The sequence below is a fragment of the Pseudooceanicola algae genome (assembly GCF_003590145.2).
Classification (GTDB): Bacteria; Pseudomonadota; Alphaproteobacteria; order Rhodobacterales; family Rhodobacteraceae; genus Pseudooceanicola; species Pseudooceanicola algae.
Map to the genome: position 1 here is coordinate 1,465,781 of NZ_CP060436.1, position 24,591 is coordinate 1,490,371.

Sequence of the window (24,591 nt, forward strand, 5' to 3'; positions counted from 1 at the left end):
AAATACTCCCGCCGGAGGCCCGACCCTGGCCCGGGGCACTGCCTCTGGCCCTCAGGTCGCCTCCCGCGCGGTTTCTCAGGAGACCAGAATGAAACTGCTCTACTCCAACGATGCCCCGCGCAGCTATCCGCAAAGCTGGTACGCGGCCACGGCGCAACCGCTGGCGCCCTTCCCCGCCCTCGACACGCCGATACGGGCCGATCTTTGCGTCATCGGCGGCGGTTTCACCGGGCTTTCCGCAGCCTTGCATGCCGCCGAAGCCGGGCTGACCGTCGCCCTGCTGGACGCACAGCGCGTCGGCTTCGGCGCCTCGGGTCGCAACGGCGGGCAACTCGGCTCCGGCCAGCGCCCCTATCAGGACGACCTTGAAAAATGGCTGGGGCCCGATGAGGCCCGCGCGCTCTGGTTCCTGGCCGAAGATGCCAAGACCCTGGTGCAAGACCTCTGCGCCCGCCATGACATCGATTGCGACCTGAAGCCGGGTGTCGCCTGGATCGGTTGCTCGACATCGGACAGCGATCACCTGCACCATTACGCCGACCACCTGCACGACCGCTATGGCTATGACCAGATCGAACCGCTCTCGCCCGAGGCCTGCGCCCGGATCTGCCCGTCGCCGGCCTACCACGGTGGCATCCTCGACCACGGTGCCGCACATCTGCACCCCTTGAAGCTGGCCCTTGGCCTGGCCCGCGCCGCCCGCGACGCCGGCGTTGCCATCTACGAGGGAACCGAGGCCATGTCCCTCACCCCCGGCAGCCCCGCCGTGGTGAAGACACCCAAGGGCCAGGTGACAGCCGATCACGTCATTCTGGCGGGCAATGGCTACCTCACCGGATTGCACCGGGAACCGGCCCGCCGGGTCATGCCGATCAACAATTTCATTGCCGTGACCGAGCCCCTGGGCGATGCGGCCGCGCAAGTGCTGACCCGCGATATCGCCGTGGCGGACAGCAAGTTCGTGGTGAACTACTTCCGCCTCACGCCGGATATGCGGCTGCTGTTCGGAGGCGGCGAAAGCTATGGCTATACCTTCCCTGTCGACATCGCGGCCAAGGTGCGCAAACCGATGGCCCAGATATTCCCGCATCTGGCCAAGACCCGGATCGACTATGCCTGGGGCGGAACCCTCGGAATCACGATGAAACGCGCGCCCTTCCTGTCTCGTCTCGGGCCGAACATCCTGACTGCGGGGGGCTATTCCGGCCATGGGGTCGGCACCGCGACCCATGCGGGACAGCTGATGGCCCTTGCCCTGACCGGGCAGGCGGCGGGTTTTGACACCATGGCGCGGATGCCCGCGCCCCCTTTCCCCGGCGGCCCTGCCCTGCGCACACCCCTGCTCACCCTCGCGATGACCTGGTTCTCGCTGCGGGACCGCCTCGGCATCTGACCCGCCCAAACGACGCAATCGGAACAGCCCTCCCAAGCGTGGGCTGTTACCATTTTTTCATTTTGCATCCTGCGGCAACTCGTTTAGGTTTCCTGAAGGTAAAATTCAGGAAAGCCGAAGAACATGACCCTGCCGCCGAATGTCTACGACGCCGAGCCGATCCCCGAAACCGCACGGGCCGAGATCGAGCGGCTTTTGCAGACCGGCGACCTGTTCCGCTATACCGCGCCGGAAAACGCGCCGGTCACCCTGCTGGAATCCGAATTCGCCGAGATGATGGGCACCCGCTACGCGCTGGCCGTGTCCTCCTGCTCGGCAGCGCTCTTCCTGTCGCTGAAATCGCTGGACCTGCCACGCGATGCGCGCGTCCTGCTGCCCGGCTTCACCTTCGCCGCCGTGCCCTCGGCCGTGGTGCATGCCGATTGCCGGCCGGTGCTCTGCGAAGTCGGCGACAACTACCGCATCGACATTCCTGATTTCGAAAGCCGCCTGGACGGTATCGGCGCCGTCATCATCTCGCATATGCGCGGCCATACCTCGGACATGGACAAGATCATGGCGCTCTGCGACCAACGCGGCATCCCCGTGATCGAAGACGCAGCCCATTCCCTTGGCACCCAGTGGCGCGGCCGCAATATCGGCACCATCGGCCAGATCGGCTGTTTCTCCTTCCAAAGCTACAAGATGGTGAATTCCGGCGAAGGCGGCATCCTGGTCAGCGATGACGCGGACCTGGTGGCCCGGGCAATCATCATGTCGGGCGCTTACGAACACATGTGGAAGAAGCACAAGGCCCGGCGCGGCGAGAACTCCGATGACCTGGTGCAGGCGCTGGAACGCTGGCAGAATCAGCTGCCGCTCTACAACCTGCGCCTGTCGAACCTCTCGGCGACGATCATCCGCGCCCAGTTGCCCGAAGTGCCCCGCCGCATCCGCGACGGCCGGCGCAACCACGACCATACCGCCGCGCGTATCTCCGAAAGCCCCTGGCTGAGCGTTCCCGCGAAATTCCCCCCCGAGGACCGCGCCCCGGATTCGCTGCAATTCAATCTCGACGGGCTGACGGACGAGCAAACCCTGGCCTTCCAGTCCGCCGCCGCCCGTCATGGCATCAAGGTACAGGTCTTTGGCATGTCGAAGGACAATGCCCGCGCCTTCTGGAACTGGCAGTTCATCCCCGACCTGCCCGAGCTTCCGCGCACCCGCACAATGCTGATGCGCGCCTGTGATTGCCGCCTGCCCGCCCGACTGACTTTGGAAGAGTGCGACATGATCGCGGACGCGCTTATCACGGCTGCCGAAGATGTCATGGGGGCCACGCAGGCCTACGGCACCTGATACCGCCTCCGGCGGGAGTATTTTGGGCCAGATGATAGAGAGCCATGCTCCCCGTCATCTGGCCAGAAATACTCTGGGGGAGGCTCCGGTACGGAGACGGGGGCAAAGCCCCCCGTTCGGATCACTCCGAAAAGGGCGGATCGCTATATTCCACTTCGGACAGGTACAGCCCCTGCGGCGGGCTGACCGGCCCGCAAGCAGAGCGCTCCCGGGCAGCGAGCGCTGCTGCAACACGTTCGGGCGGCCAGCTGCCGGCACCGACCCGTTCAAGCGTGCCGACGATGGAGCGCACCTGGTTGTGCAGGAAACTGCGGGCGCGCAGGTGGAAATGCAGCTCGGTTCCGCCGGGTGTTTTGACGCTCTCCATGCGCAGCTCATCCAGCGTCTTCACCGGGCTTTTCGCCTGACAGATCGTGCTACGGAAGGTGGTGAAGTCATGCAGGCCGATCAACGCTTTGGCCGCGTCCCGCATCAGGTCGATGTCGAGGTCGTAGCGCACCTGCCAGACCAGCCCGACCTGGTGGGTGGCGGGCGCACGGCGCATCAGCAGGCGGTAGAGGTAGCGCCGCTCCAGAGCCGAGAACCGTGCGTGCCAGTCGTCGGCGACGCGCGCCGCGCCGACGATGGATACCGGCGCGGGCTTCAGATGGTAGTTCAGCGCTTCGGAAAGCCGGAACGGATTCCAATTCTTCTGCAGGTCGCAATGTGCCACCTGCCCCAGCCCATGCACCCCGGCATCGGTGCGCCCGGCGGCGGCGATCGTGTGCGGGCCAGGCTCCAGCCGCGCCAGCGCGGCCTCGATCGCGCCCTGCACGGAGGGCTGGTCCGCCTGCCTTTGCCAGCCGGCAAAAGGGGCGCCATTGTATTCGATTTTCAGTGCATATCTCGGCATGGGCCGCATCTACGCAATCCCCGGCCAGCGGGCAAGATGGCAGAGGTTGGAAAGCGCGACGCCGGCCTCTATCTATAGGGCAACAACAGGCAGGAACCGCACCTTTTGGATCTGAGATTTACTTCCCTCGCCGACGGTGTCACCCGGCAGATAGAATCTCTGGGCGACAGCCTGTCAGAGACCTTCTTCGAGCCGGTGATCCGGATCGGCGTCACAGGCATGGCGCGGGCGGGCAAGACGGTGTTCATCACCTCGCTGGTGGCCAATCTGCTGAACCGGGCGCGGATGCCACAGCTGACCGCCCAGTCCGAGGGGCGCATTCTGGCCGCCTACCTGCAGCCCCAGCCCGACGATACGCTTCCCCGGTTCGACTACGAATCCCACCTGGCGGCGCTGACTGGCCCCACACCTCATTGGCCTGACAGCACCCGGTCGATCTCGGAGTTGCGGATTTCCTTCCGCGTCCGTCCCTCGGGGCTGCTTGGCGGGATCTCGGGGCCTCGGGTGGTGCATGTCGATATCGTCGATTACCCCGGCGAATGGCTACTGGACCTCGGGCTGATGGAAACCTCCTACACCGAGTGGTCCCGTCAGGCGCTGGAACGCGCCGAAAAGCGCGCCATGGCGGCGGATTTCCTGACCACCTGTCGTGGCGCCACGGGCCTTGACGACTGGCAGGAACCCCTCGCCCAGGGATTGGCGCGCAGCTATACCGCCTACCTGGCGCAGGCGCGGGCCGAGGGCTTTTCCGATGTCACACCCGGCCGCTTCCTTTTGCCCGGCGATCTCGAAGGCTCTCCCGTGCTGACCTTCGCCCCGCTCCCCCCCGAGGACCGCCCCGCACGCAAGGGCCTCTGGCGCGAGATGGAGCGCCGGTTCGAGGCCTACAAGGCCCGCGTGGTCAAGCCCTTCTTCCGCGATCATTTCGCCCGCATCGACCGCCAGGTCGTGTTGGTCGACGCGCTTTCGGCCATCCACGCCGGCCCCGCCGCCGTCGCCGATCTGAACCAGGGGATGGAGGCTGTCCTGTCCGCCTTTCGCCCCGGCCAGAATGCCTGGCTGTCCCGGCTGATGCTTGGCAAGCGGGTGGAAAAGATCCTGTTCGCCGCCACCAAGGCCGACCACCTGCACCATGCCCAGCACGCCCGGCTGACCGCGATCATGGAATCCCTCGTCGCCGGCGCCGCCTCGCGCGCCGATTTCGCCGGCGCGCGCACCGGGGCGCTGTCCATCGCCGCCCTGCGCACCACGGTTGAAGAGGTCATCCGACACGATGGTCAGCCGCTCGACGCGGTGCGCGGACGCCTCGCCGATGGCCGCCAGGTCGCGCTCTATCCTGGTGCCCTGCCCGAGGATCCGACACGGATCACCAAGGGCCATCTTTCGGGCGATCACTGGCTCGACGAAGATTATTCGATCATGAATTTCTCGCCCGCGGTGATCTCCCTCAAGCCCGGCGAAGGGCCGCCGCATATCCGGCTCGACAAGGCCGCGCAGTTCCTGATCGGGGACAAGCTGTGACCCAAGCCCCTAAAATCACCAGGGCCCGATTGCGCGATACCTATGCCGTGGCCCGCGTTCTCTGGGATTACACCAAGACCGAAGGCTGGCTGCCTGCGCGCCGCAGCCCGGCGCAGGACCTGCTGCTGCTGGCGCGCCTGATCCGCCGTGGCGCGGTCCGCGCGATTCGCGACGCAGAGGGCATCTGCGCCTTCATCGCCCGCGAAGACAGCCGGATTCAGGCGCTTTACGTCCATAGCCGGGCGCGGCGGCGCGGCCTTGGCCGCCAACTGCTGCGCGATGCGAAATCGGCCAGCCCGGAGCTAGCGCTCTGGGCCTATCAGGCCAGCAACGCCGCCCGAGGCTTCTACGCTGCCGAAGGCTTCGCCCCCGCCGCCTGGGGCGATGGACGCGGCAATGACGAAGACCTGCCAGAGGTGCTGATGCTCTGGCGACGCCCGCACGCCGCCACTTACCGACCCGAGGACGCCGCATGACCGACGAGCCCCCGAAACGCCGCGGCCCCGTGATGGTCGATCTCGATGGCACCGCCCCCGGCCCCGATACCGCCCCACCGGTACCGGAAAACGGGGCACAGGATGTCCACCCCACAGGCAGCGCGATGCAGACCGCAGCCCTGCTGGCCTCCCGTCGCGGTTCGCGCCTGGCGCGCTGGTTCTGGGCGTTGTTGTCGGCGCTGATCGGCGTCGCGGTCTCGGCCGCCGCCTGGAATGCGCTGACCGGCCTGCTAGCCAGCACCCCCTGGCTCGGATGGATGATCACGGCCCTTATCGCCGCTTTCCTGCTGGTCGTGCTGGCCATCCTGATCAAGGAAGCCACCGCGATCGCCCGCCTCGCCCGGATCGACAAGCTGCAATCTGACGCAGCCGAGGCCGGCACCGCCGAAGATCTTGGGCTAGCCCGCAAGGTCACGACATCCCTCGCCGCCCTTTACGCGCATCGCGCCGAACTGCGCTGGCACCTCGACCGGTTCAACGACCGCAAGGACGAACAATTCGACGCCACCGCCCTGCTGTCCCTGGCGGAAACAGAGCTTATGACCCCGCTCGACGCCGCCGCCCGCCGCGAAGTCGAAACCGCCGCGCGTCAGGTTGCCACGGTCACCGCACTGGTGCCGCTAGCCTTCGCCGATGTGATCGCCGCGCTGACGTCCAATATCCGCATGATCCGCCGCATCGCCGAAATCTACGGCGGCCGCTCCGGCACTCTGGGCAGCCTGCGCCTGCTGCGCGCGGTGATGACCCATCTGGTCGCCACGGGCGCGGTCGCCATGGGCGACGACATGCTGGGCTCGGTCCTCGGGGGCAACCTGCTGGCCCGCCTGTCCCGCCGTTTCGGCGAAGGCGTGGTGAACGGCGCATTGACGGCCCGCGTTGGCCTTGCCGCGATGGAGGTCTGCCGTCCGCTTGCCTTCTCCCCCGGCCGCCGCCCGCGCGTGACCTCGATCATCCAAAGCGCGCTTGCGGGCCTCTTTTCCAAGGAAACCACCGCCGCGAAATGACGGTGGACCGGCTCTCTCATCTGGCCGAAAATACTCCCGCCGGAGGCATCCACGATCCCGGCTTGGTGCCACTCCGGCAGCGACGCATCTGCCCCCTCTGGACGCTCGCGGATGAGCCGCGTATAAGCGCGCCATGATGACCCGAGCCCACGCCATCATCATTCGAATTACATGCCCGGCGCTCTGAGACCGAGCTGCCGGGACAAGGCGTATGCGACGACGCGCCGCCCTTCCTCCGACATTGTGACGAATTGAACGGACCGCGATACATGTGCGCCGAAACGCCTGACTACAAGCAAACCCTGAACCTTCCCAAGACCGATTTCCCGATGCGGGCCGGCCTGCCAAAGCGCGAACCGGCATGGCTCGACCGCTGGGAACAGATCGGGGTCTACGACCGCCTGCGCGAAAAGCCCGGTCGCACCCCCTTCATCCTGCATGACGGGCCGCCCTATGCGAACGGCCACCTGCATATCGGCCACGCGCTGAACAAGACGATCAAGGACATGATCGTCCGGTCCCACCAGATGATGGGCCATGATGCGCGCTACGTGCCGGGTTGGGATTGCCACGGCCTGCCGATCGAATGGAAGATCGAGGAACAATACCGCGCCAAGGGCCGCGACAAGGATGACGTGCCGGTCATCGACTTCCGTCAGGAATGCCGCAAGTTTGCCGAAGGCTGGGTCGACATCCAGCGCGCGGAATTCAAGCGCCTCGGCATCACCGGCAATTGGGAAAACCCCTACCTGACGATGAACTTCCACGCCGAACGCGTCATCGCCGAGGAATTCATGAAATTCCTGATGAACGGGACGCTCTACCAGGGCTCCAAGCCCGTGATGTGGTCCCCGGTCGAGGAAACCGCCCTGGCCGAGGCCGAGGTCGAATACCACGACAAGGAAAGCCCGACGATCTGGGTCAAGTTCCGCGTCTCGGATTTCGATCTCGACGAATCCGACCGGGCCGAGGAAGAAGAAAGCATCGAGTCCCGCCAGGCGGTGATCGAGGCAGTCGAGGCCACGCGCCGCAAGTTCATGGGCGCCTACGTGGTGATCTGGACCACGACCCCCTGGACCATCCCGTCCAACAAGGCCGTCGTCTTTGGCGCCGGCTACGATTACGGTCTTTACGAGATCACCGGCACCCCCGAGGAATGTTGGGCCAGCACCGGCGAACGCTATATCCTGGCCGACAAGCTGGCGGCGGGCACCTTCGCCCGGGCCCGGCTCGACGAAGGCATGTACCGCCGCATCGGTGACGTGACGGCAGATCAGCTGGCCGCCATGTCCCTGACCCACCCGCTGGCCGGGGCCGAGGGCGGCAAGGGCGAATGGGACGACATCCGCGATTTCCGCGCCGCCGATTTCGTCACCGACGAGGAAGGCACCGGGTTTGTTCATTGCTCGCCCAGCCACGGGCTTGAGGAATACGAGCTTTACCGGTCGCTGGGGATGCTGGAACAGGTCATCACCTACAACGTGATGGACGACGGCTCTTTCCGCGAAGATCTGCCCTTCTTCGGCGGCAAGCGCATCCTGAAGCCGAACGGTAAGGAAGGCGACGCCAACAAGACCGTGATCGAAAAGCTGACAGAGGTCGGCGGTTTGCTGGCACGCGGCAAGATCAAGCACTCCTACCCGCATTCCTGGCGCTCCAAGGCGCCGGTGATCTACCGCAACACCCCGCAATGGTTTGCCGCCATCGACCGCAAGGTCGGCGACGGCAACGACGCCCACGGCGAAACGATCCGCCAGCGTGCGCTGACCTCGATCGAGGAGTTGGTGAAGTTTACCCCGCAATCGGGGCGCAACCGGCTGCATTCGATGATGCAGGCCCGCCCCGACTGGGTGCTGTCGCGCCAGCGCGCCTGGGGCGTCCCGCTCACCTGCTTTACCCGCAAGGGCGTGCTGCCGACCGATGCAGACTTCCTGCTGCGGGACCCGGCCGTCAACGCCCGCATCGCCGCGGCCTTCGAGGTCGAGGGCGCCGACGCCTGGTATGCCGAAGGGGCCAAGGAACGGTTCCTCGGGGCGGATTACGACGCGGCCGATTTCGATCAGGTCTTCGACATTCTCGATGTCTGGTTCGATAGCGGCTCGACCCATGCCTTCGTGCTGCGCGACCGCGAAGACGGCGCGCCGGACGGTATCGCGGACGTCTACATGGAAGGGACCGACCAGCACCGCGGCTGGTTCCATTCCTCGCTTCTGGAAGCCTGCGGCACCCTTGGCCGCGCGCCCTATCGCAACGTGGTGACCCATGGCTTCACGCTGGACGAAAAGGGCAACAAGATGTCCAAATCGCTCGGCAATACGATCCTGCCGGAAAAGGTGATCCAGCAATATGGCGCGGATATCCTGCGTCTCTGGGTGGCCCAGGCCGACTACACCGCCGACCAGCGGATCGGGGACACGATCCTGAAGGGCGTCGCCGACAGCTATCGCCGGCTGCGCAACACGATGCGCTTCATGCTCGGCTCGCTGGGGGATTTCCGCGAAGAAGACCGCGTCGACCCGGCGGATATGCCGGAACTGGAACGCTGGGTGCTGCATCGCCTGTCCGAACTGGACGAAACCGTGCAGTCCGGCTACCGCGCCTTCGACTTCCAGGGCGTCTTCCAGGCGGTGTTCAACTTTGCCACCATCGACCTGTCGTCCTTCTACTTCGACATCCGCAAGGACGCGCTGTACTGCGATGGCGACACGCAGCGGGCCCGTGCTGCGCGCACGGTGCTGGACATCCTGTTCCACCGCTTGACCACCTGGCTGGCGCCGGTACTGTGCTTCACCATGGAAGAGATCTGGCTTGAACGCTTCCCCGGTGAGGAAAGTTCGGTCCACCTGATCGACTTCCCCGAAACCCCCGCCGCCTGGCGCAACCTCGCACTTGCCGCCAAATGGGCAGAGGTCCGTCAGGCCCGCCGCGTCGTCACCGCCGCGCTGGAAGTGCAGCGTGTCGAAAAGGTCATCGGTGCCTCGCTCGAGGCCGCGCCGGTGGTGCATGTCGAAGACGAGACCATGCTGGCCGCGCTGAAATCCGTCACCTTCGAGGATATCTGCATCACATCCGGCCTGTCGCTGACCGCCGATCCCGTCCCGGCCGAGGCCTTCCGCCTGTCGGAGGTGCCCGGCGTCGGTGTGGTCTTCGAAAAGGCCGATGGCGCCAAGTGTCAGCGCTGCTGGAAGATCCTGCCGGATGTGGGGAACCACACCCATGACGGTGTCTGCGGGCGCTGCGATGCGGCCCTGTCAGAGGCCGGTGTGCCGGCAGCCTGAAGACGGGCCGGGTGCATCCGGGCCTTTCGGAAATAGAAAAAGAACCCCCGTCGGCCTGCGCCTGCGGGGGTTTTTCTTTTCAGCGCGCCGGGCCTCGGGGGCCGATACGGAATGCTGGACAGGGGTCGCACTGCGGTAGGATCTAGTGGACCGAGCTTTGCTGTGCGCCTTCCATCACCGAATAGATCTGCTGCACCAGCGCATATAGCCGTGCAGAGGTGCCCGGTGCCTTGGCCCCGCTTTGCGCGGCCGAGGCGATCAGCCCCTGAAACAGGCTCATGGGATCGACGCGGGACGGATGCTGAAGGGTCACGGCCGCGCGGTCCTCGTCCGGTCTGACCTGCAGCGCGACCTCTCCATCGCCGTCTTCGGCCGCAGCCAGCGCCAGAATGGGCCGTCGTTCCGGCAGGGGCAGCGGTTGCAGCCCGGCCTTTTCAAGTTCCTCGGGGGCCTGCACCGGGGGCATTGCCCCGGCCGGGTCCTGCATGGCGGCCGGGTTGGCCTCCTTGCCCGTCGGCACTGCCCGAACTTCGGTCGGGGTTACTGGACGGGCGGAAAAAAGAAGATCCGTCATCTGGAACGCTCCATCCGTTTCTTGGTCCACGCATCAAAGGGGACCATGGCGTCATTTCAGTCTTGGTCACAAATCTTACCGCCATCTTAAACGCTGAACCGTTTCAGAAACGTCGCGAGCCATATTTTCGGGGAAACCGGCATCTCGGGGCGACTTCGGCCCGCTGATCTGGCAGGAAGGTGGCTAAGATTTCGCGACCATCCGGGGGAATATCCCGGAAAACGATCCGCCTGGGGGCCCTTCATGCCGACAATTCGCATAGAAAGCCCATTGGGGCCGCTGTTCCTGACCGAAGAGGCGGGCGCGCTGACGGCCCTGTCCTGGCAGGCGCGGCCTTGCGACGGGGGCTCGGCCCTGCTGGAAGACGCGGGCGCACAGCTGGCGGCATATTTCGCCGGTGCCCGCCGCGATTTCCACCTGCCCATGCGTGTAGAGGCCTCTGATCTGGTGCAGGCCGTTTGCGCCGAAATGCGCGCGATCCCCTTTGGCGAAACCCGGACCTATGGGCAGATCGCGAGCGCCCTCGGCCGCCCGCCCCAGGCCATCGGGCAGGCCTGCGGCGCCAATCCCCTGCCGTTGCTGATCCCCTGCCACCGGGTGCTGGGGGCCAGCGGCCTTGGCGGGTTCTCCGGCGATGGCGGGGTCGAGACCAAGGTGCAGCTTTTGAAACACGAAGGCGCGGCCTCCCTGCTGATCTGAGCGCGACACCCCAGGCGCGCGAATGAAAAAGGCCCCACAGGGGGGCCGTTTCCGTCCACTCCACGTGCCGCGCGGCGCGTTCAGGAATTTACCGCCGTCAGGTTGGGCTGGCCACCGGCCTTCTTGGGCTTTTCGGCCGGAGCCGCCTTTGCCTCGGGCTTGGGCTTGGCGGCGTTCTGGTCGATGAACTCAAGCACCAGCGGGCGGATGTTGTTGCGCCAGGACGAGCCGGCGAAGATGCCGTAATGCCCCGCGCCCGGTTCCAGGTGGCTGGCCTTCTTTTCATCCGCCAGACCCGTCAGCAGATCCAGCGCCGCGACACATTGGCCAGGCGCCGAGATGTCGTCATTGGCGCCTTCGACCGTCTTGACGGCCACAGCGGTGATCTTGCCGATATCGACCTGATGGCCGTTGATGGTGAAGGTGTTCGATGCGATCTCGGAATGCTTGAAGATCCGCTCCACCGTCGACAGGTAGAATTCGGCCGTCATGTCCATCACCGCCAGGTATTCATCGTAAAAGCGGTTGTGCGGATCGCCGTCGGTGGATTCCCCGCGCGAAACACGGAAGATCTGTTCCGAGAATGCCTTGGAATGGCGATCGAGGTTCATGGTGATGAAGGATTGCAGCTGCAACAGGCCGGGATAGACGCGCCGCCCGATCCCCTTGTACTTGGCCCCGACCCGCTGGATCATCGTCTCTTCCAATTGGCCCATCGAAACGCGGTTGCCGAAATCCGTGACTTCTGTCGGGGTGGCATCCGGATCGATCGGGCCACCGATCAGGGTCAGGGTGCTGGGCTGGGCATCGGGGTCGATCTCCGCCAGATAGGCCGTGGCCGCAAGGGTCAGCGGCGCGGGCTGGCAGACGGCGATGACGTTCACGTCCGGTCCCAGCTCCTTCATGAAATCGACAAGGTAGAGCGTGTAATCCTCGACGTCGAACTTGCCTTCGCTGACCGGGATGTCGCGGGCATTGTGCCAATCGGTGATGTAGACTTCGCAGTCGGGCAGCAGCGAGACCACCGTGGACCGCAGGAGGGTCGCGTAATGGCCGGACATCGGCGCCACCAGCAGCACCTTGCGCGGCATCGTCTCGCGGCCCTGCACCTCGAAATGGATCAGGTCGCCGAAGGGACGTTCGATCACTTTCTCGATCGAGATCAGGTGATCACGCCCGTCCGCGCAGGCCACCGAATGAATGTTCCAGCCCGGCTTGGTCACCATCCGCTTGAAAGCACGCTCTGTCACCTCGCCCCAGGCGGACATCATCGTCAAAGCCGGATTGGGCACCAGTGCGAAGGCCGGGTAGGAGCCGAGGCTGGACGCAGAGGCACCGAGCCATTGCTGCGTGTTGCGCATCGTCTCCATAAGGTCGTAGCTTGCCATGAAACGCATCTGTGTCTCCTTCATAGGAACCCGGCGACCGAAGCGGACCGGTTCTGCCCGGACCACTGCCCGGACGAGGTTTGCACAGGACGTAACACGTATTGCTGCTGCGCCATATGCTGCAAAGCAGAAAATAGGGGGAAATCGTTAACATGACAACACAAGAGACCGGTGATATTTCAACGGACTCGGGCGAGAACCTCGAAAAACTAAGTGAAAACTTGGAACGGCTCGACGGTCTGACACAACGATTTCTTGCTGCACTACAGCAAAAGCATCCTGCTCGGGCGGCGCTAAACGGGCCGGATCCCACGCTTTTCACCCGAGCCGCCGGGGCCTACTGGACCGAAATGCTGCACAATCCGGCGCGGATCTTTGAACACCAACTGTCTTTCTGGGGGGAATCGGTCCAGCATTTCCTGAAGGCACAGACCGCCCTGGCAGAGGGTAAAATTCAGGCACCCGAGGATGACGGCCCCGACGATCCCCGCTTTGCCAACCCGCTTTGGAAAAGCCATCCCTATTTCAACTTCATCAAGCAGCAGTACCAGCTGAACGCCCGCGCCATCGCCGATGCGGTCGAGGATTCAGAGGATCTGGCGCCGCTGGAAAAGACCCGGCTGCGCTATTTCGCCGATCAGATCATCGACATGATGGCGCCGACGAATTTCCTGGCCACCAACCCCGATGCCCTGGAACGTGCGCTGGAAACCGATGGCGAAAGCCTGGTGAAGGGGCTGGAAAACCTGGTCGCGGATCTTGAACACAATCACGGCGAAATGCTGGTCCGGCTGGCGGACGACACCGCCTTTCGGCTGGGCGAGAATGTCGCGACCTCGGACGGGCAGGTCATCTATCGCAACCGCATGATGGAGATCATCCAATATGCGCCGCTGACCGAACAGGTCCATGCCACGCCGCTGATCCTGTTTCCGCCCTGGATAAACAAGTTCTACATACTCGACCTGAAGGAGAAGAATTCTCTGATCCGCTGGATTACCGAACAGGGGTATACGCTGTTCGTGGTGTCCTGGGTGAACCCGGACCGCGGCTATGCCGATATCGGGCTGGAGGAATACATTCAGGAAGGCTTTCTCGAGGCGATCCGGGAGGTGAAGGCGATCACCGGCGAAGAGAAGGTCAATACCGTCGGCTATTGCATCGGGGGCACCTTGCTGCACCTGACGCTGGCCTTGCTGAAGAAGCGCGGCGATACCTCGGTCAACTCCGCGACCTTCTTTACCACCCTGACGGATTTCTCGGACCAGGGAGATTTCACGCCCTTCCTGCAGGACGACTTTGTTGACGGGATCGAAGCCGAGGTCACCGAGGCCGGGATCATGCGCAGCAACATCATGGCGCGCACCTTTTCGTTCCTGCGCTCCAACGACCTGATCTACCGGCCCGCGATCCGGTCCTACATGATGGGGGAAACCCCGCCTGCCTTCGATCTGTTGTTCTGGAACGGCGACGGCACCAACCTGCCCGCCCGTATGGCGGTGCAATACCTGCGCCTGCTGTGTCAGCGCAACCTGTTCACCACCACCGGGATCGAGATCCTTGGCGAGACCCTGCATGTGCGCGACGTGGATCTGCCGGTCTGCGCCATCACCTGCGAGACCGATCATATCGCGGCCTGGAAATCGGCCTATCGCGGCTTTCAGGCGACCAGCACCACGGACAGGACCTTCATCGTATCGCAATCAGGTCATATCGCCGGGATCGTGAACCCGCCGTCGAAGAAGAAATACGGCCACTACGTGAACCCCGCCCTGCCCCCGACGGCCGAGGAATGGTGGGATGGCGCCAGCTTCACCCCCGGCTCCTGGTGGCCGCGCTGGGGCGAGTGGCTGACTGCGCGGTCAGGCGACATGGTCCCGGCCCGCCAACCGGGCGACGCAGACCATCCGCCGCTTTGCCCCGCGCCGGGCACCTATGCCCGCGCGCCCCTGCCCGCTTGACGCGAAAACTTCACACAGACGCAATCCATAGGGGTGGACCCATGTCGGCAGGTCGCACGCCCCTGCCCCGGGGCACCTGGAAAGACAGCGCGGTCAAGGGCTTCGCCGCGCGCGGCGGCCATCGCGCGGGGGCACCGCCCACACGCGCGGAGGCGGATGCCGCGGGCCGTTGGCGCCCTGTTCCTGGGCCGGCTTTCGCTGCAACGCAGAAAAACCTTGATTTGCTGCACTGCAGCATTCATACTCTGTCATGAAGAATCGGGAACGACCCCAGGCTCACCGGGGCGTTCAGATACCAGAAGAGGATGGACCAATGGCCAAGACCCAAGATTTCAACGCAATCATGAAAGACTTCATGGGCGCTTTCCCTGTCGACACGTCCTCCATGGACGAAGCCTTCAAGACACAAGCTGATCTGGGCGAAAAACTTTCGGCCGTCGCAATCGACGCCGCCGAGAAATCCGCCGAGCTGACCACCAAGTGGACCAAGGATACCCTGTCCAAGATCACCGAACTGTCCAAGGCGAAATCCGATCCTGCGGATTATGCCAAGGCGATGACCGATTTCGCTTCGGCCTATGCAGAGATGTCGGCCGAGAACATGGCGTCCTTCGCCGAGATCGCCAAGAAAGTCCAAACCGACACCGTCGAACTGATGATGGCTGCCGGCAAGGACATGACCGAAGAAGCTTCGGCAGCGGTTCAGAAGGCCACCAAGGACGCCACCACGGCGGCCAAGAAGGCCTCGACCAGCAACTGATACAGGGTTCAGGCCCGCGTCGTCAGCGCTGCGGGCCACCAAGTTATTTAGCGCTCCTGGTGCTCCTCCCCTTGAATGATCCGGGGCGCGAATAGGAAGGGCGGGTCTTCGGACCCGTCCTATTTCGTCCGACGCGACCAACGATCGATCCCCGCGGATCGACAGACGCCCCGGCCCCCTCGGTCCGGGGCGTTTTTTGGTCCGGAAATGCGGCCCATGACAACCGGCATGACCGATCCATACCACGGCGCAGGGTTCACCCCCCTTCCGCCAGGGCAGCCCGAATGCAGCTGCAGTATTCCAAAGATTGCGTGGTGACAGGGCGTTACTGTGCTTTCATTTTGCACAATGGTGCCTTAGGCTGCACTGCAGCACTGCACCTTCGGGAGGGTTGACTTGTGGCTGATACCAACGCCCCGCTGCTGATCAAACGCTACGCGTCCAGGCGGCTCTACAATACCGAGACAAGTGATTACGTGACGCTCGAGGATATCGCGGGCTTCATCCGCGAAGGCCGCGAGGTCCAGATCGTCGATCTGAAATCCGGCGACGACCTGACGCGGCAATACCTGCTGCAGATCATCGCAGAGCATGAAAGCCGGGGCGAAAACGTCCTGCCGCTGAATGTGCTGACGGATCTGGTGCGCTCTTATACCACCAACGCCGGATCGGTGGTGCCGCAGTTCCTAGCGGCCTCCTTCGAGATGCTGCGCGATGGTCAGTCCAAGGTCATGGAAAACATGTCCACGCTCAACCCGATGATGGCCAACATGCCCGGCTTCGATGCCATGGCCGCGCAGCAGGAAGCCTTCATGAAGGCGATGACCGGCGGTTTGTCCGGCAATTGGAGCGGCCCGTCCCCCGAGGATGGCGCGCCCGGTTCCGGGGCCTCGTCATCGGGCAAGGACGATCTTGAGACCATCAAGAGGCAACTTGCCGAGCTTCAGCAGAAACTCAACAAGATAAGCTGACGGGGCGATGACCGGCAGTCCCGGACGGATCACCCTGTGGGGGATCGAGGTCTTTGTCGCCACGGCCGAGGAACGCTCGATCTCGGCCGCGGCCCGGCGTCTGGGGGCCAGCCCCTCGGCTGTGTCGCAGCAATTGACCAACCTCGAAACTGCGCTGGACGCAGAGCTTTTGCTGCGCTCGGCCCGCCCCATCCAGCTGACCCGCGCCGGAGAGGCCTTTCGCCGCCGCGCCGCAACCATCCTGAACGAAGCCGCCCAGGCCCGCGCCGAACTGGCGCTGAGCGGCGGCCCGGCCCTGACCCGGCTGCGCCTTGGCGTGATCGAGGATTTCGAGGCCGACATAACCCCGCGCCTGCTGACCCGCTTGGCCGGGGTACTGAGCGATTGCCGGTTCCTGCTGGAAACCGGGGCCAGCCATCTGCTGCATGATCAGCTCGATGCCCAGGCACTGGACGTGGTGGTCGCCGCCGAGATGGGCGCGCCCGCCGATTGGGCCGAGACCCATCCGATCCTGACCGAGGATTTCGTCGTCGCCACCCGGCGCGGCACGATCGACCCGGCGCAGGACATCCTGGGGCAACTGAAATCCCTGCCGATGATCCAGTACACGACGCGGCATTACATGGGGCGGCTGATCGCCACGCATCTGGCGCAGCAGAACCTGAAGCTTGATCACCGCTTTGAACTGGACAGCTATCACGCAATCCTGGCGCTGGTGCGCGGCGGTACCGGCTGGACGATCCTGCCGCCCCTGGCGCTGCTGCGCGCGCGCCAGTTCCTGTCGCGGCTGGAAATCCATCCCCTGCCCTTTGCACCGCTGTCGCGCCACATCGTGCTGACCGCCCGCGCCGGGTTGTTGGAGGATGTGCCCGCCCGCCTCGCAACGGATCTGCGCGCCCTGCTGCGCGACATGGCCGCCGAGCCGGATCCGGCCGACCTGCCCTGGCTGGAAAGCTCGGTCCGCATTGCCCCCGAAAAAAGCGGGTGATCAAAGCGGGTGATAGCAGGCCACCGCGTGACTTCCGTTTTCGTGCCCCAACGCCGGCGGCGCTTCGGCGCATCGTTCGGTCGCACGGGGGCAACGCGCCTTGAAGGCGCAGCCGGGCGGCGGGTTCAGCGGATCGGGCAATTCCGTCTCTCGTCCCTCTGGCGCGCTCAGGGCACGGCCCACGACCGGGGCGCTGTCGGCCAATAGCCGGGTATAGGGATGCCTTGGAGCGCGAAAGATCCCGGCTGCCGGGCCGATTTCGACCACCGCGCCGAAGTAAAGCACCGCCACGCGGTCCGAGACCGCCTCGACCACCGCAAGGTCATGGCTGATGAACAGATAGGTCAGCCCAAGCTGCACCTTCAGATCGGCCAGCAGGTTCAGCACCTGCGCCTGCACGCTGACATCCAACGCCGAGACGGGTTCGTCCAGGATCAGGATATCGGCCTCGGCCGCCAGGGCCCGCGCAATGCCGATCCGCTGTGCCTGCCCACCGGAAAATTCATGCGGATAACGGTCCAGGAACTCTTCGCGCAGGTTCACGGCAGCGAAGATCTCGCTGATCCGCCGGCTCCGTTCGGCGCGGTCCATGCCATGCAGGCGCTTCAGCGGCGCCTCCATCACCTGCCGTATGGTCTTGCGCGGATTGAGAGAGCTGATCGGGTCCTGAAACACGTATTGGATCTTCTTGCCGAAGGCGGCGGGGTCGGCCGTATCCAGCGGGGTGCCGTTGATCTCGATCCGCCCGCCCGTCGGGGTCAGCAGACCGACCAGCATCCGCGCCAGGGTCGATTTCCCGCATCCCGATTCCCCGACGATGCCCAGGGTCTCGCCCTTCTGCACAACCAGATCCACGGGGCGCACCGCATGAACCATCCCGCGCGGCGTCCCGAAAAGGCGCTTGCCGACGGGAAACGTCTTGGTCAGTTGCTCAAGCTTCAGAACCTCGGTCATGGCATGTCCCTTTCTGAAACGGCAGCGGTTTCGGGGTAAAGGCAGCGCACCTCACGATCCGTATCGGGGCTGTTCGCAGGCCCCTTCAGCGCGATCTCGCCCGCGCGGCATTCAGCGCGCGTCTTCAGGCAGCGGGGCGCAAAGGCACAGCCCGCCTCCAGCCGGTCCACCGCCGGGGGCAAGCCCGGGATCGCCTCCAGCCGCCGTCGCCCGGCGCCCAGTTCCGGCACGCAGGCGATCAGCCGTGCGCTATAGGGATGCGCCGGTGTCGCCAGGACGGCCTGCGTTGGCCCGGTTTCGACGATCCGGCCCGCATACATCACCGCCACCCGGTCGCAAAGCTGGGCCACCACACCGAAATCATGGGTGATAAAGACGATGGCCAGCCCCCGATCCCGCCGCAGGTCATCCAGCAGTGACAGGATCTGCGCCTGCACGGTCACATCCAGCGCGGTCGTCGGTTCATCGGCGATGATCACATCCGGGTCATTGGCAAGCGCCATGGCGATACCGACCCGCTGGCGCATGCCCCCCGACATCTCGTGCGGATAGCTGCCCGCGCGGCTTTCGGGATTGGGGATGCGCACCTGTTTCAGCAGCGCGATGGCTCGGGCCCAGGCCTGGGCCTTCGGAATGGGATGATGAACCCGGATCGCCTCGGCCAGCTGGTCCCCGACCTTGTAAAGCGGGTGCAGTGTCGCCAGCGGATCCTGAAAGATATAGGCGACACGGTCCCCGCGCAGCCGCCGCAAGGCCTCATAAGGCGCGCCCACCAGGTCCTCGCCCCGGTAGCGCACCGCCCCGCCGGTGATCACGCCGGGGGGCGAGGCCACCAGCCCCATGATGCTGAGCGCGGTGACCGATTTGCCCGACCCGCTTTCGCCGATCACGCCAAGGCATTCGCCGGGCTTCACCTTCAGGCTGACACCGCCCACGGCCTTGTAGACCCGGTTCTTGACGTGGAACTGGGTATGCAGGTTCTGCAGCGACAGGATGGCCCCGTCCCTTTCGGCCTCGGGTACCGGGCCATTGCGATCAACGCGGGTCGTCGGACGGGGCCGGGTCAGCGCGCCCGACCGCAGCCGCGGGTCAAGCGCGTCGCGCACCCCGTCGCCCAGCAGGTTGATCCCCATCACGATGATCAGGATCATCGCACCGGGCACCACGGAGGTATGCGGATTTGTGATCAGCGCCGAGCGCGCCTCGCCCAACATGCTGCCAAGATCGGCCTGCGGCGGCTGCGAACCAAGCCCGAGAAAGCTCAGCCCGGCGGTTTCCAGGATCATCCACCCGATGGTGGTGGACATGGCAATGACGATCACCGGCAGCACGTTTGGCAGGATCTCGGTCAGGATGATGCGGGTGTGGCCCAGCCCGGCCAGACGTGCCGCATCGACGAATTCCTTGTGCGCAAGGCCAACGGTGATGCCGCGGATGTTGCGGGCAAAGAAGGGCACGTTGACGGCCGCCACGGCGATCAGCGCATTTCCAAGGCCCGGCCCCAAGGCGGCGACGATCGCCAGCGCCAGAAGGATATAGGGAAAGGCCATCAACATATCGACGGCCCGCATGATCAGGTTGTCAGTGCGCCCGCCGAAATAGCCCGCTATGATGCCGATGGCAGCCCCGAAGAAGGCGGCAAAGATCGCCGCCGCGAAGCCCACGGCAAGGCTTAGCCTTGTGCCCCACAACAGCCGGCTAAGCAGGTCGCGACCAAGGTGATCGGTGCCCAGCAGATGCCCTTCGGCCAGCGGGGTCAGGAACCGGTTCGCCGTGTCGGTGACATTGGGCGCCTGCAGCGGCAGCACCGGCACCGCCAGCGCCAGCAGGACAACCATCGTCAGAAGAACACCGCCTGCCGCCGCCAGTCGGTTGCGCAGCAGAAGTGTCAGGAATTGTGCCATGCCGCCCGCCCCTCAGGTCTTGATCCGCGGGTCGAGAAGGCTTTGCGCCACGTCCACCGCGATATTGAAAAGCACGTAGCAGGCGGCGACAAAGACCACCCCGCCCTGCACCAGAAGGATGTCCCGCTTCAGGATCGCATCCACCAGCATCCGGCCGATGCCGGGCCATTGAAACACCATCTCGATATAGACCGCGCCAGACAGGACAAAGCCCGCCTGGATACCCAGCACCGGGATGATGTTGACCATGGCGGCGCGCAGGGCATGGCCCCATATCACCCGGCCCTCACCGACGCCCTTGGCCCGTGCGGTGCGGATGAAATCCTGGCGCAGCACCTCCAGCATGGCAGAGCGGGACAGCCGCGCCACGACCCCCGTCGCCACCACGGCCAGCGCCAGCGACGGCATCACCAGATGGTTCAGAACATCTCCGACCCCGCCGCCGCCATAGGCCATCTTCATCCCCGATACCGGGAACCAGCGCAGGCGCACGGCAAAGATCAGGATCATCATCATGCCAAGAAAGAAGCTCGGGATAGAAATCCCCAGCAGTACCGCAAAGGTAATCCCCCTGTCGGCCCAGCCATATTGGCGCGCTGCGCTGACCACCCCGGCGGCGATCCCCAGAATGGCGCAAAGCACAAAGGACACCCCCGCCAGCAACAAAGTCGCCCCGAAGCGTTCCAGCACCTCGTCCAACACCGGCCGGTTCAGGGCGAAACTGGTACCGAAATCCCCCCGCAGCATATTGCCGAGCCAGATGAAATAGCGCGCCAAAAGCGGCTCGTCCAACCCCAGATCCCGGTTCAGCTTGGCGACATTGTCGGGGGTTGCGTAACTGCCCAGGATCGCCAATGCGGGGTCGCCGGGGATCATCGCCATGATCAGAAAGACGATCACCGTGATCCCCAGCAAGACCGGAATGGCGGAGACAAGGCGCTTCAGAATGTAGCCGGTCATGGGCTTCTCCTTGCTGGGACATCCGCCATCCCGCTATTGCTTCGTCCATCTGTCCGGGGCTTGCAGCACAGTCCCGACCACCAGATGCAAAAGCCCGCCGGCTTCCCCCATCTGGCCCGGAATACTCCCGCCGGAGGCAGCGCGCCGCCGTCCGGCGGCGCGCAGATCGGACCGGTTCACCCGGTCCGATCCGCTGGTTCAGTTCTTCACCACGTCCTTCAGCAACAGAAAGAACGATGGCTCCAGCTCAAGCCCTTCGACCGCATCGCTCGACACGGCATTCTGCTTCCAGTTGGCAACAAAGACCCAAGGCGCATCTTCCTGCACGATGACCTGCATCTGCTTGTAAAGCGCTGCGCGGTCTTCCTGATCCGTCGCCACCCGCGCCTGTTCCAGCAGGCTGTCGACCTCCGGGTTGGAATAATAGCCGGAATTGAAGCCACCCTTGTCCGGGAAGGCATCCGTGCGCAGCGCCAGGTATGGCAGAGTGTCGGGATCGTTGGTCATCCAGGCCATCTCCGCCATGTCCGCCTTGCCTTCCAGACCGGGGTTCACCTCACCAAGGAAGGTGTTCCACTCATAGGTCTCGATGGTGACATCGAATCCAACGGCCTCCAGGTCCGCCTGGATCGCGGTGCCCATGGCGATCGGATCCAGCATGCCCGACCCGCCTTCAGTGACAAAGAACTTCACCTCCGGCGCCTCGACCCCGGCTTCGGCCAGCAGGGACTTGGCCTTTTCGGGATCATAGGGATAGGGCTCGAGATCCTCGTTATAGGCCCATGCAAAGGCCGGCGGCGTCGGACCGGCCGCAACTTCGGCCGTCCCTTCCAGCACGTTTTCAACCAGTGCCGTCTTGTTCACCGCGTAATTCGCCGCCTGACGCACCAGCTTTTCGGCAAAGGGCCCTTCCTTGGCATTCAGGATCAGGAACCAGACATGTGGCCCCGCCTGCTCATAGACCTGGAACGCTTCACCTCCAAATTCGCCCAGGGAAACGGGCGGCACCTCGACCATCAGGTCGATCCCCCCGGCCAGCATCTCGGCGGTGCGGGTATTGCTGTCGGTGATCGGGCGGAAGACGACTGTGTCCAGCCCCGGCTCGCCATCCCAGTAATCGGCATTCTTTTCCAGGATCACATGAGTGTTGGATTGCCATTCCACGAACTTGTAGGGGCCGGTGCCGCTCGGGTTGCGCCCGAAATCGGCGCCGCCGGCCGCGACGGCCTCGGGTGAAACGATCAGCCCGGTCGGATAGGCCAGGTTCGACAGGAAGGGCGCATAGGGCGCACTCAGGGTAAATTCGACCGTCGCCGCGTCAATCACCGCCACCTCTTCGACCGAGGAAAAGAAGAAGGCCAGCGGGAAGGGCCCGGTGTCGTGATAGGGATGCCCCTCGTCCAGCATCCGGTCGAAGTTGAACTTCACCGCTTCCGCATCGAAGGCCGATCCATCGTGGAACGTGACCCCTTCGCGCAGATGGAAGGTATAGACGGTGCCGTCCTCGCTGATCTCCCAGCCTGTCGCCAGCGCCGGCTCGACCTCCAGCGTACCGGACTTGTAGCGCACAAGCCCGTCATACATGTTCAGCAGGATGCGGAAATCATTGACCGCGGTATCCGCCGCCGGGTCCAGGGACTTCGGCTCTGCCACCTGCCCCACCACAAGCACCCCGGGCGGCGTCTGCGCGGCCACCGGGCCGCCTGCGCCCAGGGCCAGCAAGGCCACGCCTCCGGCAAGGACTCCCCTGCGGGTCCATCCAAGAATTCCCTGTGTCATGAGCCACTCCTATGTCTCGCGGGCTTCATTTATTAATCATGATAAATTGAAGTCATCCAAATTTTCATGATAAATTCAAGAGGCAAGTCAGACGGGGGATCTTCATGACCTTTTCCATTCTCGCCCGTGATGCGGAAACAGGCAGGATCGGCGGCGCCGCGGCGACAGGTTCGCTCTGCGTCGGCGGCTGGGTGCTGCGCGGGCGGCTCGGCGCAGGCCTCTCCGCCAGCCAGGGCACGGCGCCTTCGACCCTCTGGGGCGAGGCTGTGTTGGACGAAATGGCTGCGGGCCGGACCGCAGCACAGGCCGTCGCGCAGGTCACGAACCCCGACAGCGGCCGCGCCCATCGGCAACTTTCGGCTCTCGACATCACAGGCACCACGGCGGGCTTCACCGGATCGGCCTCGGTCCCGGCCTGCAACCACCGCGCCGAAACGGATTTCATCGTCGCCGGCAACATGCTGACCAGCGAATCGATCCTCGACGCCATGGCCGAAACCTGGACCTCGACACCGGGGCACTTCACGACGCGCCTCCTCGCCACCCTCGCCGCGGCTGAAAAAGCAGGCAGCGATTCCCGTGGCCTGCTCTCTGCCGCCCTGCTCTGCCTCGGCCCCGAGATGCCGCCGCTTTCGCTACGGATCGACCATTCAACCACGCCGCTCGCCGACCTCGACCGCCTGCACCGGCGCGCCACCACCGGCACCTACGCGGAATGGAGTCGCCTCGTCCCGACCCGGACACATCCCCAGGCCGCCCCGAGCGCCGCCGACATCGCCCGCCTCGCGCCGGAGACCTGATCCAATCGTTTCCCTGTTCCAAATATCCCGGGGGTGAGCGACCTGTCGCGAGGGGGCAGCGCCCCCTGCCGCAAACAACACTGGCGCAAGGCCCGCCCCTTAAGCGCTCAGGAACCGCTTGAGCATCAGTTCTTCCTGACCTTCCATCAAGGCCTCGGCGGTGGCCATGTGATCGCCCATCACCTGGCGCGCACGCGGCCCGTCCCCGGCCCGAAGGGCCGCGACAAGCTCGACGTGATAGGCCCGCCCCCGCGCCCAAAGCTCATGGTTCACCGGCTCGTAAAGCCGCCGATAGACCGTCAGATCCGACAGGATCTGCGCCATGAAACCGATGATGAACCCCAGAAGCTCGTTCTCGGCGTATTCCGCCAGATGCTGATGAAAGCGCAGGGATTGCACCTGCTGTTCGCGCTCTTCCTCCGGGCTGCGGGACGGCATCGCATAGGTGGCGATCACCTGATCCAGCGCCGCCAGTTGCGCGGCATCCAGCCGCCCGGCCAGACTCGCCGCCAACTCCGGCTCCAGCAAACGGCGCAACTGGTAGATATCCTTCAGCGTCAGATCGCGGAAATAGAAATAATTGCCCAACAGGGCCCGCGCCCGTTCCCCCGAGACCTCGTGAACGAAACTGCCGCCGCCCGGACCGGTGCGGGTCTTGACCAGGCCCTGCGCCTCCAGAATGCGCATGGCCTCGCGGATCGTGCCCTTGGACATGCCAAACCGCGCGATCATCTCGGCCTCGCCCGGCAGGCGGTCGCCCATGCGCAGCCCCTGCTCGACGACCCAATCCTTGATCTGGTCGGCGACCTGCACGGGGCGCGACCGACGCTGTGCGCCGGGCTTCTTTTCCGGGTCCTTCAGGGTCTTTCTCCTGCCATGACGCCCTGCCGGGGCCGGTCCTGCCTGCCCGCCTCACCGGGGCACGGATGG

The 24,591-nt window shown here is 64.7% G+C and carries 20 protein-coding genes; 12 read left to right on the forward strand and 8 right to left on the reverse strand.

Translation table 11 applies throughout. From position 1 onward, the window contains the following. Positions 1-88: 88 nt before the first annotated feature. Together PSAL_RS06960 and PSAL_RS06965 are read left to right on the forward strand one after the other, a co-directional pair. Positions 89-1,393 (forward strand): NAD(P)/FAD-dependent oxidoreductase, encoded by a 1,305-nt coding sequence (locus tag PSAL_RS06960; RefSeq protein ID WP_119838337.1) that lies wholly within the window; start codon positions 89-91, stop codon positions 1,391-1,393. A 123-nt stretch (positions 1,394-1,516) separates the two neighbouring features. Beyond that, positions 1,517-2,731 carry a DegT/DnrJ/EryC1/StrS family aminotransferase gene (locus PSAL_RS06965; protein ID WP_119838338.1) on the forward strand — a complete coding sequence of 405 codons (1,215 nt, stop codon included), beginning with the start codon at positions 1,517-1,519 and terminating at the stop codon, positions 2,729-2,731. Between the two features lie 121 nt (positions 2,732-2,852). On the opposite strand, the gene truA is transcribed toward PSAL_RS06965, so the two are convergent. Next, a complete protein-coding gene (truA, locus tag PSAL_RS06970) occupies positions 2,853-3,623 on the reverse strand; it encodes a tRNA pseudouridine(38-40) synthase TruA (RefSeq protein ID WP_119838378.1) in 771 nt (256 codons plus the stop codon). 111 nt (positions 3,624-3,734) lie between these two features. Between truA and PSAL_RS06975 the strand changes: the two genes are divergently transcribed. The 4 genes from PSAL_RS06975 (at position 3,735) to ileS (ending at position 9,923) form a co-directional block, all read left to right on the forward strand. After that, a complete protein-coding gene (locus PSAL_RS06975) occupies positions 3,735-5,144 on the forward strand; it encodes a YcjX family GTP-binding protein (RefSeq protein ID WP_119838379.1) in 1,410 nt (469 codons plus the stop codon). Positions 5,145-5,173: 29 nt separating this feature from the next. Then, positions 5,174-5,620, forward strand: a complete 447-nt coding sequence (locus PSAL_RS06980; RefSeq protein ID WP_196941913.1) for a GNAT family N-acetyltransferase — start codon at positions 5,174-5,176, stop codon at positions 5,618-5,620. Then, positions 5,617-6,645, forward strand: coding sequence for a YcjF family protein (locus PSAL_RS06985; protein WP_119838340.1), 1,029 nt, complete (start codon positions 5,617-5,619; stop codon positions 6,643-6,645). Before PSAL_RS06980 ends, PSAL_RS06985 begins: the two co-directional genes overlap by 4 nt. Positions 6,646-6,914: 269 nt before the next feature. Then, complete coding sequence (gene ileS, locus PSAL_RS06990) at positions 6,915-9,923, forward strand: isoleucine--tRNA ligase (protein WP_119838341.1); 3,009 nt, start codon at positions 6,915-6,917, stop codon at positions 9,921-9,923. A gap of 142 nt (positions 9,924-10,065) precedes the next feature. Here the strand turns inward: ileS and PSAL_RS06995 are convergent, their stop codons facing one another. Then, positions 10,066-10,497, reverse strand: a complete 432-nt coding sequence (locus PSAL_RS06995; RefSeq protein ID WP_119838342.1) for a hypothetical protein — start codon at positions 10,495-10,497, stop codon at positions 10,066-10,068. A gap of 243 nt (positions 10,498-10,740) precedes the next feature. Between PSAL_RS06995 and PSAL_RS07000 the strand changes: the two genes are divergently transcribed. Next, on the forward strand, positions 10,741-11,196 hold the full coding sequence (locus PSAL_RS07000) for a methylated-DNA--[protein]-cysteine S-methyltransferase (protein ID WP_119838343.1): 456 nt from the start codon (positions 10,741-10,743) through the stop codon (positions 11,194-11,196). A gap of 80 nt (positions 11,197-11,276) precedes the next feature. Here the strand turns inward: PSAL_RS07000 and phaZ are convergent, their stop codons facing one another. Next, positions 11,277-12,593: a polyhydroxyalkanoate depolymerase gene (gene phaZ / locus PSAL_RS07005; protein WP_119838344.1), complete on the reverse strand. Its 1,317-nt coding sequence runs from the start codon at positions 12,591-12,593 to the stop codon at positions 11,277-11,279. 143 nt (positions 12,594-12,736) lie between these two features. Here phaZ and phaC point away from each other — a divergent pair, with 143 nt between their 5' ends. The 4 genes from phaC (at position 12,737) to PSAL_RS07025 (ending at position 17,264) form a co-directional block, all read left to right on the forward strand. Further along, positions 12,737-14,545 carry a class I poly(R)-hydroxyalkanoic acid synthase gene (gene phaC / locus PSAL_RS07010; protein WP_119838345.1) on the forward strand — a complete coding sequence of 603 codons (1,809 nt, stop codon included), beginning with the start codon at positions 12,737-12,739 and terminating at the stop codon, positions 14,543-14,545. A gap of 313 nt (positions 14,546-14,858) precedes the next feature. Continuing rightward, positions 14,859-15,305: a phasin family protein gene (locus PSAL_RS07015; protein ID WP_119838346.1), complete on the forward strand. Its 447-nt coding sequence runs from the start codon at positions 14,859-14,861 to the stop codon at positions 15,303-15,305. Between the two features lie 398 nt (positions 15,306-15,703). After that, positions 15,704-16,276, forward strand: coding sequence for a polyhydroxyalkanoate synthesis repressor PhaR (gene phaR, locus PSAL_RS07020; RefSeq protein ID WP_119838347.1), 573 nt, complete (start codon positions 15,704-15,706; stop codon positions 16,274-16,276). A gap of 7 nt (positions 16,277-16,283) precedes the next feature. Continuing rightward, the gene (locus PSAL_RS07025; RefSeq protein ID WP_119838348.1) at positions 16,284-17,264 is read left to right on the forward strand and encodes a LysR family transcriptional regulator; all 981 of its coding nucleotides are present in this window, start codon (positions 16,284-16,286) and stop codon (positions 17,262-17,264) included. On the opposite strand, the gene PSAL_RS07030 is transcribed toward PSAL_RS07025, so the two are convergent. The 4 genes from PSAL_RS07030 to PSAL_RS07045 all read right to left on the reverse strand — a co-directional run bounded on the left by PSAL_RS07030 (position 17,265) and on the right by PSAL_RS07045 (position 22,861). After that, positions 17,265-18,218 (reverse strand): ABC transporter ATP-binding protein, encoded by a 954-nt coding sequence (locus tag PSAL_RS07030; RefSeq protein WP_119838349.1) that lies wholly within the window; start codon positions 18,216-18,218, stop codon positions 17,265-17,267. Beyond that, a complete protein-coding gene (locus tag PSAL_RS07035) occupies positions 18,215-20,122 on the reverse strand; it encodes a dipeptide/oligopeptide/nickel ABC transporter permease/ATP-binding protein (protein WP_119838350.1) in 1,908 nt (635 codons plus the stop codon). Before PSAL_RS07035 ends, PSAL_RS07030 begins: the two co-directional genes overlap by 4 nt. 12 nt (positions 20,123-20,134) lie before the next feature. Further along, the gene (locus PSAL_RS07040) at positions 20,135-21,082 is read right to left on the reverse strand and encodes an ABC transporter permease (RefSeq protein WP_119838351.1); all 948 of its coding nucleotides are present in this window, start codon (positions 21,080-21,082) and stop codon (positions 20,135-20,137) included. Between the two features lie 198 nt (positions 21,083-21,280). Next, entirely contained in the window at positions 21,281-22,861 is a 1,581-nt protein-coding gene (locus PSAL_RS07045) for an ABC transporter substrate-binding protein (RefSeq protein ID WP_119838352.1), read from the reverse strand. Between the two features lie 104 nt (positions 22,862-22,965). Between PSAL_RS07045 and PSAL_RS07050 the strand changes: the two genes are divergently transcribed. Further along, on the forward strand, positions 22,966-23,661 hold the full coding sequence (locus PSAL_RS07050) for a DUF1028 domain-containing protein (protein ID WP_119838353.1): 696 nt from the start codon (positions 22,966-22,968) through the stop codon (positions 23,659-23,661). 99 nt (positions 23,662-23,760) lie between these two features. Here the strand turns inward: PSAL_RS07050 and PSAL_RS07055 are convergent, their stop codons facing one another. Continuing rightward, on the reverse strand, positions 23,761-24,474 hold the full coding sequence (locus tag PSAL_RS07055) for a FadR/GntR family transcriptional regulator (RefSeq protein WP_119838354.1): 714 nt from the start codon (positions 24,472-24,474) through the stop codon (positions 23,761-23,763). Between the last annotated feature and the right edge of the window lie 117 nt (positions 24,475-24,591).

Coding starts and splice junctions, on each gene's coding strand:
- PSAL_RS07050 (WP_119838353.1), top strand. CDS start 22,966: ATGACCTTTTCCATTCTCGCCCGTGATGCGGAAACAGGCAGGATCGGC.
- PSAL_RS06965 (WP_119838338.1), top strand. CDS start 1,517: ATGACCCTGCCGCCGAATGTCTACGACGCCGAGCCGATCCCCGAAACC.
- PSAL_RS07030 (WP_119838349.1), bottom strand. CDS start 18,218: ATGACCGAGGTTCTGAAGCTTGAGCAACTGACCAAGACGTTTCCCGTC.
- ileS (WP_119838341.1), top strand. CDS start 6,915: ATGTGCGCCGAAACGCCTGACTACAAGCAAACCCTGAACCTTCCCAAG.
- phaC (WP_119838345.1), top strand. CDS start 12,737: ATGACAACACAAGAGACCGGTGATATTTCAACGGACTCGGGCGAGAAC.
- PSAL_RS06960 (WP_119838337.1), top strand. CDS start 89: ATGAAACTGCTCTACTCCAACGATGCCCCGCGCAGCTATCCGCAAAGC.
- PSAL_RS07040 (WP_119838351.1), bottom strand. CDS start 21,082: ATGACCGGCTACATTCTGAAGCGCCTTGTCTCCGCCATTCCGGTCTTG.
- phaZ (WP_119838344.1), bottom strand. CDS start 12,593: ATGCGTTTCATGGCAAGCTACGACCTTATGGAGACGATGCGCAACACG.
- PSAL_RS07000 (WP_119838343.1), top strand. CDS start 10,741: ATGCCGACAATTCGCATAGAAAGCCCATTGGGGCCGCTGTTCCTGACC.
- PSAL_RS06995 (WP_119838342.1), bottom strand. CDS start 10,497: ATGACGGATCTTCTTTTTTCCGCCCGTCCAGTAACCCCGACCGAAGTT.
- PSAL_RS06985 (WP_119838340.1), top strand. CDS start 5,617: ATGACCGACGAGCCCCCGAAACGCCGCGGCCCCGTGATGGTCGATCTC.
- PSAL_RS07045 (WP_119838352.1), bottom strand. CDS start 22,861: ATGACACAGGGAATTCTTGGATGGACCCGCAGGGGAGTCCTTGCCGGA.
- truA (WP_119838378.1), bottom strand. CDS start 3,623: ATGCCGAGATATGCACTGAAAATCGAATACAATGGCGCCCCTTTTGCC.
- PSAL_RS07015 (WP_119838346.1), top strand. CDS start 14,859: ATGGCCAAGACCCAAGATTTCAACGCAATCATGAAAGACTTCATGGGC.
- PSAL_RS07035 (WP_119838350.1), bottom strand. CDS start 20,122: ATGGCACAATTCCTGACACTTCTGCTGCGCAACCGACTGGCGGCGGCA.
- PSAL_RS07025 (WP_119838348.1), top strand. CDS start 16,284: ATGACCGGCAGTCCCGGACGGATCACCCTGTGGGGGATCGAGGTCTTT.